This is a genomic window from Xanthomonas sp. D-109, from assembly GCF_017746095.1.
GTDB lineage: Bacteria > Pseudomonadota > Gammaproteobacteria > Xanthomonadales > Xanthomonadaceae > Xanthomonas_A > Xanthomonas_A sacchari.
This window is the reverse complement of sequence record NZ_JAGHWV010000021.1, coordinates 1-15,644: the sequence shown is the minus strand read 5'-3', so window position 1 is coordinate 15,644 and position 15,644 is coordinate 1. Positions and strand designations below refer to the sequence as shown.

General features: G+C 70.6%; 11 protein-coding genes. 4 read left to right on the top strand and 7 right to left on the bottom strand.

Annotated features, from left to right (window positions below; genetic code table 11):
• A complete protein-coding gene (locus J7357_RS17500; protein WP_209248468.1) occupies positions 1 to 2,499 on the bottom strand; it encodes a TonB-dependent receptor in 2,499 nt (832 codons plus the stop codon).
• A gap of 110 nt (positions 2,500 to 2,609) precedes the next feature.
• On the opposite strand from J7357_RS17500, the gene J7357_RS17495 reads away from it, so the two are divergent.
• The gene (locus tag J7357_RS17495; protein ID WP_209248466.1) at positions 2,610 to 3,731 is read left to right on the top strand and encodes an ROK family protein; all 1,122 of its coding nucleotides are present in this window, start codon (positions 2,610 to 2,612) and stop codon (positions 3,729 to 3,731) included.
• Between the two features lie 108 nt (positions 3,732 to 3,839).
• On the opposite strand, the gene J7357_RS17490 is transcribed toward J7357_RS17495, so the two are convergent.
• From J7357_RS17490 to J7357_RS17465, 6 genes are all read right to left on the bottom strand, one after another.
• Positions 3,840 to 5,168, bottom strand: a complete 1,329-nt coding sequence (locus J7357_RS17490; RefSeq protein ID WP_209248465.1) for an MFS transporter — start codon at positions 5,166 to 5,168, stop codon at positions 3,840 to 3,842.
• 82 nt (positions 5,169 to 5,250) lie between these two features.
• Positions 5,251 to 7,299 carry an NADPH-dependent 2,4-dienoyl-CoA reductase gene (locus tag J7357_RS17485; RefSeq protein WP_209248463.1) on the bottom strand — a complete coding sequence of 683 codons (2,049 nt, stop codon included), beginning with the start codon at positions 7,297 to 7,299 and terminating at the stop codon, positions 5,251 to 5,253.
• 484 nt (positions 7,300 to 7,783) lie between these two features.
• Positions 7,784 to 8,806 carry a zinc-binding alcohol dehydrogenase family protein gene (locus tag J7357_RS17480; RefSeq protein ID WP_209248461.1) on the bottom strand — a complete coding sequence of 341 codons (1,023 nt, stop codon included), beginning with the start codon at positions 8,804 to 8,806 and terminating at the stop codon, positions 7,784 to 7,786.
• A gap of 42 nt (positions 8,807 to 8,848) precedes the next feature.
• The gene (locus tag J7357_RS17475) at positions 8,849 to 9,883 is read right to left on the bottom strand and encodes an aldo/keto reductase (protein WP_209248459.1); all 1,035 of its coding nucleotides are present in this window, start codon (positions 9,881 to 9,883) and stop codon (positions 8,849 to 8,851) included.
• A 45-nt stretch (positions 9,884 to 9,928) separates the two neighbouring features.
• On the bottom strand, positions 9,929 to 11,224 hold the full coding sequence (locus tag J7357_RS17470; RefSeq protein WP_209248457.1) for an SGNH/GDSL hydrolase family protein: 1,296 nt from the start codon (positions 11,222 to 11,224) through the stop codon (positions 9,929 to 9,931).
• A complete protein-coding gene (locus tag J7357_RS17465; protein ID WP_209248455.1) occupies positions 11,221 to 12,471 on the bottom strand; it encodes an MFS transporter in 1,251 nt (416 codons plus the stop codon). Before J7357_RS17465 ends, J7357_RS17470 begins: the two co-directional genes overlap by 4 nt.
• 99 nt (positions 12,472 to 12,570) lie before the next feature.
• On the opposite strand from J7357_RS17465, the gene J7357_RS17460 reads away from it, so the two are divergent.
• From J7357_RS17460 to J7357_RS17450, 3 genes are all read left to right on the top strand, one after another.
• A complete protein-coding gene (locus J7357_RS17460; RefSeq protein ID WP_209248453.1) occupies positions 12,571 to 13,482 on the top strand; it encodes a LysR family transcriptional regulator in 912 nt (303 codons plus the stop codon).
• A 277-nt stretch (positions 13,483 to 13,759) separates the two neighbouring features.
• Positions 13,760 to 14,857, top strand: a complete 1,098-nt coding sequence (locus J7357_RS17455) for an OmpA family protein (RefSeq protein ID WP_160966123.1) — start codon at positions 13,760 to 13,762, stop codon at positions 14,855 to 14,857.
• Positions 14,858 to 15,171: 314 nt separating this feature from the next.
• Positions 15,172 to 15,644: hypothetical protein (locus tag J7357_RS17450; RefSeq protein ID WP_209248451.1), on the top strand; the 473-nt coding region annotated here is incomplete at its 3' end.

Here is a 15,644-nt window from a genome sequence, read left to right as displayed (position 1 = left end):
TCACCACCTCCAGGTCAGCGACGCGTTGTAGTTGCGGCCGAAGATCGGCCGGGCGTAGATCGCGTCGGCGGTGCCTTGCCCGGACAGCGTGTCCACGCGCGCATTGCCTTCGGTCAGGCCGAGCGCGTTGCTGACGTTGGCGGCGTGCATCTGCAGTTCCAGGTGGTCGGTCAGCCGCGCGAACAGGCCCAGGTCGTAGGTGGTGTAGGCGGGCAGGGCGGTGGCGTTGGTGTAGTCCACATAGCGCTGGCCCATGCGATAGGCGGTGGCCGACAGTTCCAGCGGCCGGCCGTCGATGTCGAAGTAGAGCGTCGGGCTGAGCGAGGCCATGAACTTGGGAATGCGCGAGATCTGCTTGCCGTCCAGGTCGCCGTAGCTGAGGCCGGTGGTCGCGTTGCTCAGGCCGCGCGTCTGCGGATCCTGCAGCGTCGCCGAGCCGGTGATGCCGAACAGCGGCGACGGCCGCCAGGTGAACTCCGATTCCAGGCCCAGCGTGCGGGTCTTGCCGACCAGCGCCAGGCTCTGCACCGCACCGCTGCCGTCGAGCACGATGGCGCTGATCGACAGATCGTTGAAGCGGCTCCAGAAGCCGACCGTGGAGAACGAGAAGGTGTCGCCGAAGCTGCCGCGCAGGCCGGCCTCGGCCTGGTCGATGTCGGTGACGTCGGCGTTCTGTGTCTGGTAGACGTTCTGCAGCCGCGGCAGGCGCTGCGACTGGGTGTAGCGGGCGAAGGTCTGCAACTGCGGGGTGAGCGCGAACTCGGCGCCGAGCGTCCACTGCGTGGCGTGGCGATGATCGGTGCGCGGACTGAACGCGCCGCTGAGGCCGCCGACGTTGTCGTCGGCCAGCGTGGTCGGATCGCCGAGATTGCGCGTGGTGGTGGCGTCGACGCCGCCATTGGCGTTGTAGCGGGTGTAGCGCACACCGGCATCCAGGCCGAGGCGGCCGAAACGCACCGAATCCCACAGGTACGGCGACAGGTAGGTGCCGTTGGCGAAACCGCTGGTGACGCCGTTGCCGTAGCGCACGAAGCCGTTCTGGGTGACCGAGCCGACCACGTTGCCGGTGGCGTCGTAGGCCAGCACGTCCAGCCGCTGCGCGTTGTTCTGCAGCGTGGTCAGCACGGTGTTCTGCAGCCGGTCCTGGCGGTACTCGAAGTGCTGCACATTGAGGCCGGCGGTGAGCGTGTGCTGGCCCAGCGCCGTGTCGTCGAACGCCTTGCTCAGGCGCAGGTCGTCGGACAGCGTGCGCAGATGGGTACGCGCATTCCACAGGCCGCTCTCCAGCACCAGGCCGTCGGCCGCGGCCGGATCGTAGGCGGCGCCGTTGCGGGTGGTGACGTAGCCGACCCGCGCCACCCGCGCGCCGAAGCCGCTGCGCGCACGGCCGAGTTGCGTGTTGAGGTAGGCGCCGGCGTCGTAGGGTGCGGCGCCGGAGAACAGCGCGGTGTAGTCCACCTCCGCATCGACGAAGCGCATGCGGTTGTTGAGGGTCAGGCCGTCGCCCAGGTCCCATTCCAGGTGCGTGCCGAGTTGCTTGACCTTGCTGTGGATGCCGTCGGCCAGGTCCAGGTTGCGCGCCAGCGGTGTAGTGCCGTCGAAGGTCAGGGCCGTGGTGTGGCGCAGGTCGTTGGACAGCAGCGTGCCGTCCAGCGGGTCGATCAGCGCCGACAGCGATTGCGACGGATTGCGCGGGTCGGCCAGTGGGATCGGGTTGTAGAAGGTGGTGCGGTCGTTCAAATACTTGGCGTCGACGTCGAGCACCGCATCGCCCATCAGGAAGGTCAGGTTGCCGCGCAACTGGCCGCCCTGGTCGGCGGTGTAGCCGGTGCGGCGCAGGCCGTCGTCGCTGCGGTGGTAGCCGCCGATGCTGTACAGCACGTTCTCGCTGAGCGGGCCGGAACTGTAGGCGTCCTCGCGGCGCAGGCCGTCGCTGCCGACGGTCATGCGCACCGCGCCTTCGGGCGTGGCGGTGCCGTGGCGGGTGATGGCATTGACCGTGCCGCCCGGCGCATTGGTCGCGAACAGCGGCGAGGTACCGCCGCGCACCACTTCCAGGCGCTCGGTCATCATGTCCAGCGCGAACAGGGTGTCGACGTTGAAGAAGCTTTCCTGCGGCTCGTCGAACAGGGTCAGGCCGTCTTCCTGGTATTGCACGTAGTACCAGCCGCCCGCCGGCAGGCCGCGCACGTACAGGTTCTGACCGCCGCCCTGGCCGCCGGAAGGCTCGGCGGAGAAGCCGGGGACCGCCCGCAGCATGTCCACGCTGCTGCTCGGGGTGCTGCGCTCCAGGCGTTCCTTGGACACCACGCTGATCGCGAACGGCGCGTCCTTCTGCGACTGGCCCTGCGGCGTACCGGTGACCACGATCTGGTCCAGCGTGGTGGTGGCGTCGGCCGGCGGCGCGGGCGCGTCCTCGGCATGGACGGCAGCGGCGCTGCCGAGAATGGATGCGAGCGCCAGTGCCAGCAGGCTCGGGTGCGGATGATTGGTACGCATGAAGACCCCCAGTAAAAGAATGTGGGGTTAATACTATTTACCATGTATGAAACTTCTATGTCCACGTGCTAGGTTGTCGCGGTCGTGCATCCATCACGCTTCCGCCCCCTATGCCGTACTCCGACTTTCCGCCGCGCGTCAGTGCCGGCGGCCGCCAATTGCTCGACCGTGTGTTCAAGACCGGGGTGCAGACCCAGGCGGCGCTGAGCCGCGACCTGGACCTGTCGCAGCCCACCGTCGCGCGCCTGCTGCAGGGGTTCGTGCAGGACCGCATGGTCCAGCTCAGCGCCCGTGCCGCCGAGGGCCGCGGCAATCCCAGCGTCGACGTGCGGCTGGCGCCGGACTACGCCTATGCCTTCGGCATCGGCCTGATGGGCGACGTGGTGGCGCTGGCGCTGGTGGATTTCGCCGGCAACGTGCGCGGCCAGCGCCGCATCGGCCTGGCCGACATGCGCCGCGCGCCGGTGCTGGCGCAGTTGCAGCGGTTCCGTGCCGAACTGCTGGCCGAGAGCGGAGTGGACCCGGCGCGGGTGGTCGGCACCGGCATGGCGATCTCGGCGTTCTTCACCGGGCAGGGCCGGCAGATGGCCGGGCCGCCGGCGCTGGAGGACTGGACCCAGGTCGACCTGGTGCCGATCCTGGAAGAGGCCCTGGGCGGCACGGTCACGCTGGAGAACGACGGCGCGGCGGCGGCGGTGGCCGAGAGCCTGTACGGGGTCGGCCGCGACTGCCGCGACTTCGTCTACCTGCACCTGACCAACGGCTTCGGCGGCGGCATCATCGCCGATGGCCGGCTGTTCCGCGGCTACCGCGGCAACGCCGGCGAGTTCGGCGGCATCTGGACCGTCGGCGGCATGGCCTATCCGAACCTGGACGCGCTGCTGTCGCTGGTGCGCGCCGCCGGCCAGGACTACGCCGGGGTCGAGCAGATGCTCAGCGCGATCGACGCGCACACGCCGGGCGTGGACGCCTGGCTGGACATGGCCGAGGCACCGTTCTCGCAGCTGTGCGCCTACCTGGCCTACGCGCTGGATCCGCAGGCGATCGTGATCGGCGGGCGTCTGCCGGCCGCGATCGCGCAGCGCCTGATCGAGCGTATCCGCATTCCGCGCGCGCCCAACCGGCATGGCCTGGCGCCGCCGCTGCCGCAGTTGTGCATCGCCCGCACCGTCGGCGACGCGGTGACTCTGGGCGCGGCGTTGATGCCGCTGCAGCGGGCGTTTTTCGCCTGAGTCCTGCAGCAGCGGGCGCCGTGCGTCGCGCCGCGGTGTGCTGCGGATGCTGCTGGCCAGGCGCTCGCTCGCGGTGCATCGCGGCGGCGTCGACCGTGCGCCGCGGTCTCAGCCGCTGCTCGCGTTCGCCGCCAGGCCGGCACCGAGCGGAGGCGATCGGCCGCGCCCGGTGAGCCATGCCAGCAGAAGGCACAACGCCCCGCACAGCAGCGGGCCGGCCGCCATCGCCCAGCACAGCAGCAGGCAGTGCCCGTCGCGGTAGTCCAGCGCATCCAGCAGCACGCCGATCAGCACCACCCCGGCGGCCAGCGCGACCTGCGCGGCCGCGGTCAGCGCGGCGAAGCACAGCGCGTGCTCGGCGACCGCCCGGGTCGCGGTGCACTGCGCATGCCAGGCCCACACCAGTTGCCCGCCGCTGCCGCCGATGGCGCCGATGCAGGCGGCCGCGGCCAGGCTCAGCAGCGGCTGCGCCGGCAACGCCAGCGCGAACAGCGGCGCGCACAGCAGCAGGGCGCTGCCGAGCCAGGCCAGCCGTTGCGTCGGCGTGCGCTGTCGGCCCCAGCGCGCGGCCAACGGTTGCACCAGCACCGTGCCGAGCGCATAGGCGATCAGGACCGCGCTGCCCCAGCCGGGCGAGAGCAGGCCGTAGGCGGCCACGTACGGGGCGAGCTTGGTGAACGCGGGCAGGGTCAGCGAGACCGCCGCGATCAGCGCCAGCGGCTGCCAGGGAATCGCGCGCCAGGAGGGCGCCTGGTCGTTTGCGGCCAGTGCTGTGGCGTCGGCTGGTGACGGGTGGACCGCGGTACCGCGCAGCACCCGCTGCAACTGCCAGGCGCACAGCATCGCCACCGCTGCGAGCACCGCGCTGGCCTGCAGCGCCAGGCTGCCGCCATCGGTGCCGCGCGCCAGCACCGCACCGACCACGCTGCTGATCAGCAAGGCCGCGGCGCCGCTGCCGGCCAGGCGCAGCGCGCTGGCGCCGTCGTGGCCGCGCCAGGGCCACTGCGCCAGGCTCAGCAAGGTGTTCTGGGCCACGTCGCAGGCAGCGTAGGCCAACCGGAACAGCAGGCTCACCGCCAGCACGTAGCCCAGCCGCCACGGCGGCGGCAGCAACGGCGCGGCGAACACCAGCAGTAGCGCCAGCGCCGCGGCGGCCAGGCCGTGCCATTGCAGGCGCCCGGCGCTGCGCACGTCGCGCAGGCGCCGGCGCAGGCCCCAGCCGGCGCCCAGGCCGATCGCGGCGCTGAGCAGCAGGCCCAACGCCAGCACCAGCCCGGCCGCGATCGCGCGCAGCCCAGCATGTTCGGTCAGCGAATAGATCAGCAGCAGTTCGCCGGCGTACCACAGCAGGCTCTTGCCGAAATGCGCGCCGGCATACGCCGCCAAGGCCGCTTGCGGCAGTTGGGGCAGGGCGGGCAGGGGCGAGGGACGCGGCATGCCCAGGCTTATAGCCTCGCGATGCGACAGCACCAAGTCCGCTGCCCTGGCCGGCGGACTCCCGGCTACCGGCGGACCATGCCTAAAGTTGCGCGGCCAGCCGGCTGCCCTGGGCGATGGCGCGCTTGGCGTCCAGTTCGGCGGCGACGTCGGCGCCGCCGATCAGGTGCGCGCCGCGGCCGGCGGCCTGCAGCGTCGCGTGCAGGTCGCGCCGCGGTTCCTGGCCGGCGCAGACCACCACGGTCCCGACCGGCAACACTTGCTCGGCGCCGTCCACGCGGATGCGCAGGCCGCTGTCGTCCACGCCCAGGTATTCGACGCCGCCGAGCATGGTCACGCCCTTGGCCTTGAGCGTGGCGCGATGGATCCAGCCGGTGGTCTTGCCCAGCCGCGCGCCGGGCCGGCCCGGGCTGCGCTGCAGCAGCCACACGCTGCGCGCCGGCGGCTCCGGGCGCGGCTTGCACAGCGCGCCGCGGCCTTCGAACTGCGGGTCCACGCCCCACTCGGCCATCCACCGCGCCGGGTCCAGCGCGGTCGACGCACCGGCGTGCACCAGGAACTCGCCGACATCGAAGCCGATGCCGCCGGCGCCGATGATCGCCACCTTGTCCGCCGCCTGCACCCGGCCCTGCAGCACGTCCAGATAGCTGACCACGCTGGGATGGTCGGCGCCGGGGAAGTCCACCGCGCGCGGCACGATGCCGGTGGCCAGCACCACCTCGTCGAAGTCGGCCAGCAGCGCCGCATCGGCGGTGGTGTGCAGGCGCAACTCCACGCCGGTGGCGTCGATCTGGTGGCGGAAGTAGCGCAGCGTCTCGTGGAATTCCTCCTTGCCGGGAATGCGCTTGGCCACGTTGAACTGGCCGCCGATCTCGCTGGCGCTGTCGAACAGGGTGACGCGGTGGCCGCGTTGTGCGGCCACGGTGGCGCAGGCCAGGCCGGCCGGGCCTGCGCCGACCACGGCGATGCGCTTGGGCGCGCGGGTCGGGAGGTAGTTCAGTTCGGTCTCGGCGGCCGCGCGCGGATTGACCAGGCAACTGGCGGTCTTGTTCTCGAACACGTGGTCCAGGCAGGCCTGGTTGCAGGCGATGCAGGTGTTGATCGCCTGCGCCTGGCCACGCTGCGCCTTGTTCGCCCATTCCGGGTCGGCCAGCAGCGGCCGCGCCAGCGACACCATGTCGGCGCCGCCGCCGGCGAGGATGCGCTCGGCCACGTCGGGCATGTTGATGCGGTTGGTGGCGATCAGCGGCAGCCGCACGTGCGGCTTGAGTTTGGCGGTCACCGCCGCGAACGCCGCACGCGGGACCGAGGTGGCGATGGTCGGCACGCGTGCTTCGTGCCAGCCGATGCCGGAGTTGATGAGGGTCGCGCCGGCGGCCTCGATCGCCTGCGCCTGCAGCACGATCTCCTGCCAGTCGCTGCCGTCCTCGACCAGGTCCACCAGCGACAGCCGATAGACGATGATGAAGTCCGGCCCGCAGGCGGCGCGGATGCGGCGCACGATCTCCACCGCGAAGCGCATGCGCTTGGCGGCGTCGCCGCCCCAGGCGTCGTTGCGGAGGTTGCTGCGCGGGGCGATGAACTCGTTGATCAGATAGCCTTCCGAGCCCATCACTTCCACGCCGTCGTAGCCGGCCTCGCGCGCCAGCTTGGCGGCATGGGCGTAGGCGTCGATCTGGCGTTCGACGCCGCGCGCCGACAGCGCGCGCGGGGTGAACGGATTGATCGGCGCCTTCAGTTTCGACGGCGCCACCGACAAGGGGTGGTAGGCGTAGCGCCCGGCGTGCAGCAACTGCAGGCAGATCTTGGCGCCGTGCGCGTGCACCGCGGCGGTCACCTGCCGGTGCGGGCGTACCTCCCACGGCCACGACAGCTTGCCGCCGAACGGTTTCAGCCAGCCGACCACGTTCGGCGCGAAGCCGCCGGTGACGATCAGGCCGACGCCGCCGGCGGCGCGCTCGGCGAAGTACGCGGCCAGTTTGGGGAAGTCGCGGGCGCGGTCTTCCAGGCCGGTGTGCATGGAGCCCATCAGGATGCGGTTGCGCAGCTGGGTGAAGCCCAGGTCCAGCGGGGCGAACAGGTGCGGGTAGGCGGTGGGGGTGGGGTCGGGCTGGCCGGGGGCGGGCGACATGGCGTGGATACGCAGGCGTACGGAAGGGCGCAGGGTGCCGTGAAACCTGGCTGGCGGCAAGAGGGGTGTTGGCCTACGTGCCCTTCCATGCCTTACGGTGAAGTTGAGGTTGCACTCGTTCTGACGCTGCGATTTGAAGCATGAAGCTTTGAATCAAGAGCGAAAGCTTCCGCTGGCGCGGGTTACTTTTCTTTGCTTGTGCAAAGAAAAGTAACCAAAAGAAAGCACACCCCGCAGCGCGCCCTCCGCGCTGCGCGCTCCGGGTTCGCAGCCACGACGGGGATTCGCGGAAGGGGCATCCTGCCCCTGCCGCGAACGGCGCACATCCATGTGCGCCGCCCTTCGGGTTTTTCCCCGCCGCGTCTGCCGCGCTGAGGGGACCCGGTAGATCAAAAGCACAGCGAAAGCACAGCAACAGCACCAGCAGGAGCGGTTACGGACGGCGGGGCGATCGCACCAATGTTCCGATCGCTGCGCCGCCTGCTCAGCCCCAGCCGACCAGGGCCAGTTTGCCGATGGTGCTGCCCGACTCCAGGCGGCGGTGTGCCTCGCGCAGGGTGGTGGCGTTGATCGGGCTCAGTGTCTCGGTCAGGGTGGTGCGCAGTTCGCCCGCGTCCACCAGGCTGGCGGTGCGCGCCAGGATGCGGTGCTGTTCGATCATGTCCTCGGTGCGGAACCGGGCGCGCGCGAACATCATTTCCCAGTGGATGCCGATGCACTTGGCCTTGTACGGGTCGCCGATGTGCAGCGGACCGCTCGGCTCGACGATCAGGCCGACGTGGCCCTGCGGCGCCAGCAGCTCGCCCAGCGCCTGCCAGTAGCGGTCGGTGTCGGCCAGGTTCAGCGCCGCGTCCACCTGGTCGATGCCCAGCGCATGCAATTGCGGCGCCAGCTCCTGGCGATGGTCGATCACGTGGTGCGCGCCGAGTTGCAGGCACCAGTCGCGGGTCTGCGGCCGCGAGGCCGTGGCGATCACCTCGAAGCCGGCATGCCGCGCCAACTGGATCGCGATCGAGCCGACCCCGCCCGCGCCGCCGATCACCAGCAGGCGGCGGCCGCGGTTGCGCGCGTCGTCGAAGTCGAACGGCATGCGCTGGAACAGCAACTCCCAGGCGGTCAGCGTGGTCAGCGGCAGCGCCGCGGCCTGGGCGAAGTCCAGCGTGGCCGGCTTGCGCGCGACGATGCGCGCATCCACCAGTTGGTACTGCGCGTTGCTGCCGGCACGGGTGATGTCGCCGGCGTAGTAGACCTCGTCGCCCGGCTCGAAGCCGTCGACCTCGGGCCCGACCGCCTCGACCACGCCGGCGGCGTCGTAGCCCAGCACCTTGGGCTGGCCGTCGCTCGCGCCCTTGGCGCGGACCTTGGTGTCCACCGGATTGACCGATACCGCTTCGACCCGCACCAGCAGGTCGTGGCCGCCGGGCGCGGGCGGGGTCGGCAGGTCGAGGTCGTGCAGCGACTGCGGATCGTCGATCGGCAGGGGATGGAGGGTGGCGACCGCTTTCATGGAGGCTCCTGGACGTGAGGGAAAGGAGGGCACGGCCGCGGCTCAGACCGGCCGCGGGTTGCGCTCGGCGAAGCCGCGCTGGTGCCAGGACGGATACGCCGGCACCGCGGCGCTGGCTGCATCCAGTTGTTGCAGGTGGGCGGCTTCGAGGGTCCAGCCGACCGCCCCCAGATTCTGCCGCAACTGCTCCTCGGTCCGTGCGCCGATGATCACGCTGCTGACCGTCGGCCGCTGCAGCAGCCAGTTCAGCGCGATCTGCGGCACGCTTTTGCCGGTCTCCGCGGCGATCGCCTCCAGTGCGTCGAGGACGCGGTACAGGCGCTCGTCCTCCACCGGCGGGCCGGCCTCGGTGACCGCCTTGTCGTGCAGGCGGCTGCTGTCCGGCAGCGGCTGGCCGCGACGCAGCTTGCCGGTCAGCCGGCCCCAGCCCAGCGGGCTCCACACCAGCGCACCCACGCCCTGGTCCAGGCCCAGCGGCATCAGTTCTTCCTCGTAGTCGCGGCCGATCAGCGAGTAGTAGGCCTGGTGCGCGACATAGCGCGACCAGCCGTGGCGGTCGGCCACCGCCAGCGACTTCATCAACTGCCAGCCGGAGAAGTTGGACACGCCGAGGTAGCGGATCTTGCCGGCACGCACCAGGTCGTCGAGCGTGGACAGGGTTTCTTCCACCGGCGTGTACGCGTCGAAGCCGTGCAACTGGAACAGGTCGAGATAGTCGGTGCCCAGGCGGGTCAGCGCCGCCTCCACTGCGCGGATCAAATGGAAGCGCGAGGACCCGACGCTGTTGGGCGCCGCGCGGTCGAAGCGGAAACCGGCCTTGGTCGAGAGCAGCACCTGGTCGCGGCGGCCCTTGATCGCCGCGCCCAGCACCGATTCGGCAGCGCCGCCGGAGTAGACGTCGGCGCTGTCGAACAGGGTGACGCCGGCCTCCAGGCAGATGTCGATCAGGCGCCGCGCCTGATGCACGTCCGAATTGCCCCAGGTGGCGAAGAACGGATCGGTGCCGGCGAAGGTGCCGGTGCCGAAGCTGAGCACGGGGACCTTGAAGCCGGATGCGCCGAGATGACGGTATTCCATGGAGAACTCCTGATGGCGAAGGGGGAAGTGAGGAGAGAGAAGGCGTCAGCGCCCCGCCGCGTCGGTGTCGACGGCGTCGGTCGCAGCGGAGGTGGGAGCGGGCGCGGTGGCGCCGAGCAACTGCGCAGCGGCCTCGGCCATGGCCGCGTAACCGGCATCGCCGGGATGCAGGTGATCGCCCGAGTCGAAATCCGCACGCATCCGCGTGGGGTGCGCGGGGTCGCGCAGCAGCGCATCGAAATCCAGGAGCGCGTCGAAGCCGTTGCCGGCGCGCAGCCAGGCATTGACCTGCTGGCGCACGGCCTCCTTCTTCGGGCTGTAGTAGCCGGGGATCGGCGAGTCCGGCAGCGCGCTCTCGAACGGGGTGAGGGTGGCGCCGATCACCCGCAGCCCGCGCGCCTGCGCGCGCTGCAGCAGTTGCCGGTAGCCGGCGATCAGGTCCTCGGCCGACACCGGCGCATCGTCCGGCGCGAACGGCGTGCCGTACCAACTGATGTCGTTGATGCCCATCAGCAGGATCACGGTGTGCACGCCGGGCTGCGCCAGCACGTCGCGGTCCAGCCGCGCCAGCGCGTTCTGGCCCATGCGGTCGCGCAGCACGCGCCCGCCGGAGATGCCCGCGTTGAGCACCGCCACCCGCTGCGCGGCCAGCCGCGTGGCCAACTGGTCCGGCCAGCGCCGGTCCTGCCCCGGCGTCGAGGCGGCGCCGTCGGTGATCGAATCGCCCAGCGCCACCACCGCGCCGATGGCATCGGCTCGGCGCACCTGGATGCCGCTGACGAACAGCCGCACCGGCAGCGCCGTCGCGTCGGCCAGGCTGGCGTCGGCGGTGCGCTCGCCCTCGGTCAGCCATGCGCTCTGCAGGCCCTCCCAGTGGAAGGTGGACGGTGCGGTCGGCTGCGGCAGGTACAGACTGATGCTGAGCCGGGCCAGGTCCGGCACGCTCAGCGCCACCGGGTCGCTGAGCACTGGCGCGCCCGGCGGCACGGTCACCTCGGTCCTGCCGCCGAAGCGCAGCGGTCGCTGCGAGCCGGGCAGGATTGCCGCGCCGTCGCCGGCCAGCGCCAGCGACGCCGCACCGATGTGCAGCGGCGCATCGCCATAGGCGTTGCTCAGTTCCACCCGCACCTCGTTGCCGCCCAGGCTGACCCGCGCCACCTGGCGCACGGTCTGCCGCCACAGGTGGAACGGCGTCTGCGTCGGGAACGGGAAGTCCGCGCTCCACAGCGGCTGCGGGCTGGCCTGCCAGGTCGCGATCCAGTCGCGCGGTGCGGCATCCGCCATGATCGCCGTGCCCAGCAGCGCCGCCGCCAGCGCGGCCGTCGCCATCGGCCGGCTCATGCCGCACCGCCGGCGGCGCAACCCGCGCCGTGATTGGCGGCGGGTGTGGCGGTGGCCGGCGACAGCCGCAGCGCGCCCAGCGCCACCGCCAGTCCGGCCAGGGTCAGCAGTGCCGCCACCCAGGGCAGTTGCGACAGGCTGCCGCCATGGCCGAGCACCAGGCCCCCGAGCCAGGCGCCCAGCGCATTGCCCAGGTTGAACGCGCCGATGTTCAGGCTCGAGGCCAGATGCCGGCCGGCCTCGCCGGCCTTGCCCAGCACCCATACCTGCAGCGGCGCCACCGTGGCGAACGCGGCCACGCCCAGCAGGCCGATGCCCAGCGCCATCGCCGGCGCCGAGGGCAGGGCGAGGGTCAGCGCCGCCAGCACCACTGCCAGCACGCCCAGGCTCAGCGGCAGCGCCTGCCGCGGGCGGCGGTCGGCCAGGCGTCCGCCAAGCAGGTTGCCGACGATCATGCCCACGCCGAACACCAGCAGCAGCGGCGACACCGCACTCTCGGAAACTCCGGTGACCTGGGTCAGCAGCGGCTGCACATAGGTGTACACGGCGAACACGCCGGCATAGCCCAGCACCGTCGTCGCCAGGCCCAGCAGCACCGGCGCGCGGCCGACCGCGCGCAGTTCCTCGCGCAGCGGCACGGCCGCCGGTGCGGCGCGGTTGGCCGGCACCAGCGCGGCGATCACCACGGTGGCCAGCGCGCCGATCGCCGCCACCGCCCAGAACGTGGCGCGCCAGCCGTAGTGCAGGCCCAGCCAGGCGCCGGCCGGCACCCCGAGCAGGGTGGCGACGGTGAGGCCGGTGAACATGGTCGAGATCGCCGAGGCCTTGCGCTGCGGCGGCACCAGGGTGGTGGCGACCACCGCACCGACGCCGAAGAAGGTGCCGTGCGCCAGCGAGGTCACCACCCGCGCCGCCATCAGCGCGGCGTAGTTCGGCGCCAGTGCGCAGGCCAGGTTGCCGGCGGTGAACACCAGCATCAGCGCCAGCAGCACGCGCTTGCGCGGCCAGCGCCGGCTGGCCACGGTCAGCAGCGGCGCGCCGAGGAACACGCCCAGCGCATAGCCGGAGATCAGCAGCCCGGCGGCCGGAAGGCTGACCCGCAGGTCGGCGGCGACCTGCAGCAGCAGGCCCATGATCACGAACTCGGTGGTGCCGATGCCGAAGGCGCCGGCGGTCAGCGCATACAGCGCGAGCGGCGTGCGTCCTGCAGCGGGTTGCTGGGGAGGTGGAGCGAGCGAGGCGGCCATGCGGCGGCTCCGGAAGTGGCGGGAGGACGGCAGCCTAGGTCTGCATGTCTTCAGTAAAAACAGTAAAAATATTGAACGACTTTCAATGGAATCCACACAATGGACCGGATCGGCGACATCGCCCTGTTCCTGCGCGTGCTCGACCTCGGCTCGATCAGCGCCGCCGCGCGCAGCCTGGACCTGTCGGTGGCGGTGGCCAGCCAGCGGCTGCAGCGGCTGGAACGCGCGCTCGGCGTGCGTCTGCTGCACCGGACCACGCGGCGCCTGCACCCGACCCCGGAAGGCCTGCAACTGGCCGAGCAGGGGCGGCCGCTGGTCGAGGACCTGGAGTCGCTGGCCGGCGGCCTGCGCCAGGCCGGCGCCAGCGCCGCCGGCACCCTGCGGGTGACGATGTCGGCCGCATTCGGGCGCCTGTATGTCTCGCCCGTGCTGCCGCGCTTCATGGCCCTGCATCCGCAGGTGCGGCTGAGCGTGCACCTGAGCGACAACGTCGTGGACCTGGTCAGCGAAGGTTTCGATCTGGCGATCCGCATCGGCACCCTGCGCGACTCCAGCCTGGTCGCGCGGCGCCTGGCCGGCAATCGACGCATGCTCTGCGCCTCGCCCGACTACCTGCGCCGCCACGGCACCCCGGCCACGCCGGCCGACCTGGCCGCGCACGCCTGCCTGCTGCTGACCGGCAGCGACGGCCGCCAGGACACCTGGCGGCTGCAGGGACCCGACGGCGAGATCGCGGTGCGCGTGGCCGGGCCGCTGGAGACCAACTTCGGCGAGGTGCTGCGCGATGCCGCGGTCAACGGCCAGGGCATCGCCCTGCATTCGGAATGGCACGTGGCCGAGGACCTGCGGCAGGGACGGCTGTGCCAGGTGCTGCCCGACTACCCGCTGACCGAGACCGGCATCTACGCGGTGATGCCGCAGCGCCGGCTGGTGCCGCCACGGGTGCGGGCCTTCGTCGAGTTCATGCAGGCCGAGTTGGCGGACCCGCCGCCGTGGGCACGGCCAGGGTGAGACCTGGGTCGCCCTGCGGGTCCTTGTCTACGACCGCAAACGGTCATGCGCCTGCCGCATTGCGGGATTTCATCAAGCTGTATAGGGTGTATCCACGGCCTGGCAGCGGCTGGCGTTGACTTTCACATGTTACGTGCTCGTTAACGCCATCTTCACTATGCCGCGCATAATGTGCGCGGCGATGGCGTGCGGAAACGGCCGTCTGGATGTGACGAGACATCTGTACTGAACCATGCCTCTACCGGTTTCTATCTCCCCGAAACAAGGAGTTGTATTAATGAACAAGAAAATTCTCACCGCCGCGTTGCTGGGCGGTCTGGCCGTCGCCCAGGCAGCGTCCGCGCAGGAATTCGACGACCGCTGGTACCTGACCGGTTCGGCTGGTTTCAACTTCCAGGACAAGGACCGCACCACCAACGATGCGCCCTTCGTCACCCTGGGGCTGGGCAAGTTCATCAACCCGAACTGGTCGCTGGACGGTGAGCTGAACTATCAGAACCCGAACTTCGACAAGAACCAGGACCTGAACTGGAGCCAGTACGGCATCTCGTTCGACCTGCGTCGCCACTTCATCCAGGAAGGCCGCGGCTGGAACCCGTACCTGCTGTTCGGCCTGGGCTACCAGCGCTCGGAAGAAGAGTTCGACACCGGCGGTCCGGTCTCCCCGGGCCAGCGCAAGGACGGCAACTTTGCCGCCAAGGCCGGCGTCGGTCTGCAGACCACCTTCGACAAGCGCGTTGCCGTGCGTGCCGAAGTGGCCTACCGCGCTGACTTCGACGACCAGAGCGTTGCCGCTCCGTCGCAGAACTGGTTCGGCGACGTGCTGGCCTCGGTCGGCGTCGTGATCCCGCTGGGCCCGCCGCCGGCTGCCCCGGTCGCCCCGCCGCCGCCGCCGGCCGCTGCGCCGAGCTGCGCCGATCTGGACGACGACGGTGACGGCGTCAACAACTGCGACGACAAGTGCCCGAACTCCCAGCCTGGCCAGACCATCGGTCCGGACGGCTGCCCGGTGCCGGTGTCGATCGACCTGAAGGGCGTCAACTTCGACTTCAACAAGGCGAACCTGCGTCCGGACGCCGTGGCGATCCTGGGCGAGGCCACCGAGATCCTGAAGCGTTACCCCGACCTGCGCGTCGAGGTTGCCGGTCACACCGACTCGAAGGGTACCGAAGCCTACAACCAGAAGCTGTCCGAGCGCCGCGCCCGCGTCGTGTACGACTACCTGACCAAGAACGGCGTGGACGCTTCGCGTCTGGTCGGTCCGATCGGCTACGGCGAGAGCCGTCCGATTGCCCCGAACACCAACCCGGATGGTTCGGACAATCCGGAAGGCCGTGCGAAGAACCGTCGTACCGAGCTGAACGTCCAGAACTAATCGGACGCTTCCAGTCTCAAGCAAAGCCCGGCCTCGTGCCGGGCTTTGTCTTTGTGGGGTGGGGCATGCGTTGCGCTGTCCTCGCTTTGTCGCCGTAGGAGCGGCTTCAGCCGCGACGGACGTTCCCAGAAATGCCCATCGCGGCTAAACCGCTCCTACGCGGAGACCGGGCGCCGACCTGTGCCTGCGAAGCGTTCAAGCTGAACTTTTTCAGCAATCCCAATTATTTAGCGCATGTAGTGCCGGTAACAGTTGAAAGCACGCCGGGGCCTGCCTACACTCGCTCGTCGACTCGCCTGAATGGAAAAAAACCGATGCTGCGTATCGTGACGGCCAGCCTGCTCGCGCTTGCCCTGATTCCTGCGGCCCACGCCGCACCGGATTGCTCCGGCGATCTGCTGCCCAAGCCGCTGGCGCTGCCGGCGACGGTCGCCGCACCGGTCGCTTCGGAACTGTTCAGCCGCAACGTGCAGCTGGGCATGCCCAGCGGCGTGCTGACCCAGTCCTACAGCAGCGACCAGTCGCTGGACCGCGTGCTGCTGCGGTTGCGCGCCGAAGGTTGCCAGAGCCTGGCCAACGCCACCCCTGGCGCGGTGAAGCCGAACGATCCGGCCGCCTACAAGCCGGCTACCGCGTTCGACAACACCCCCTGGCGGTTCGACATGAGCCAGAACGGCAAGCGCATGACCGCCGAGGAGTTCGACGCCTGGATGAAGGCGCGTGGCGTGCGCGTGGTCAAGGCGCGTCCGGCGCCGGCACCGGCTGCCGCCGAGGCGCCGGCACCGGC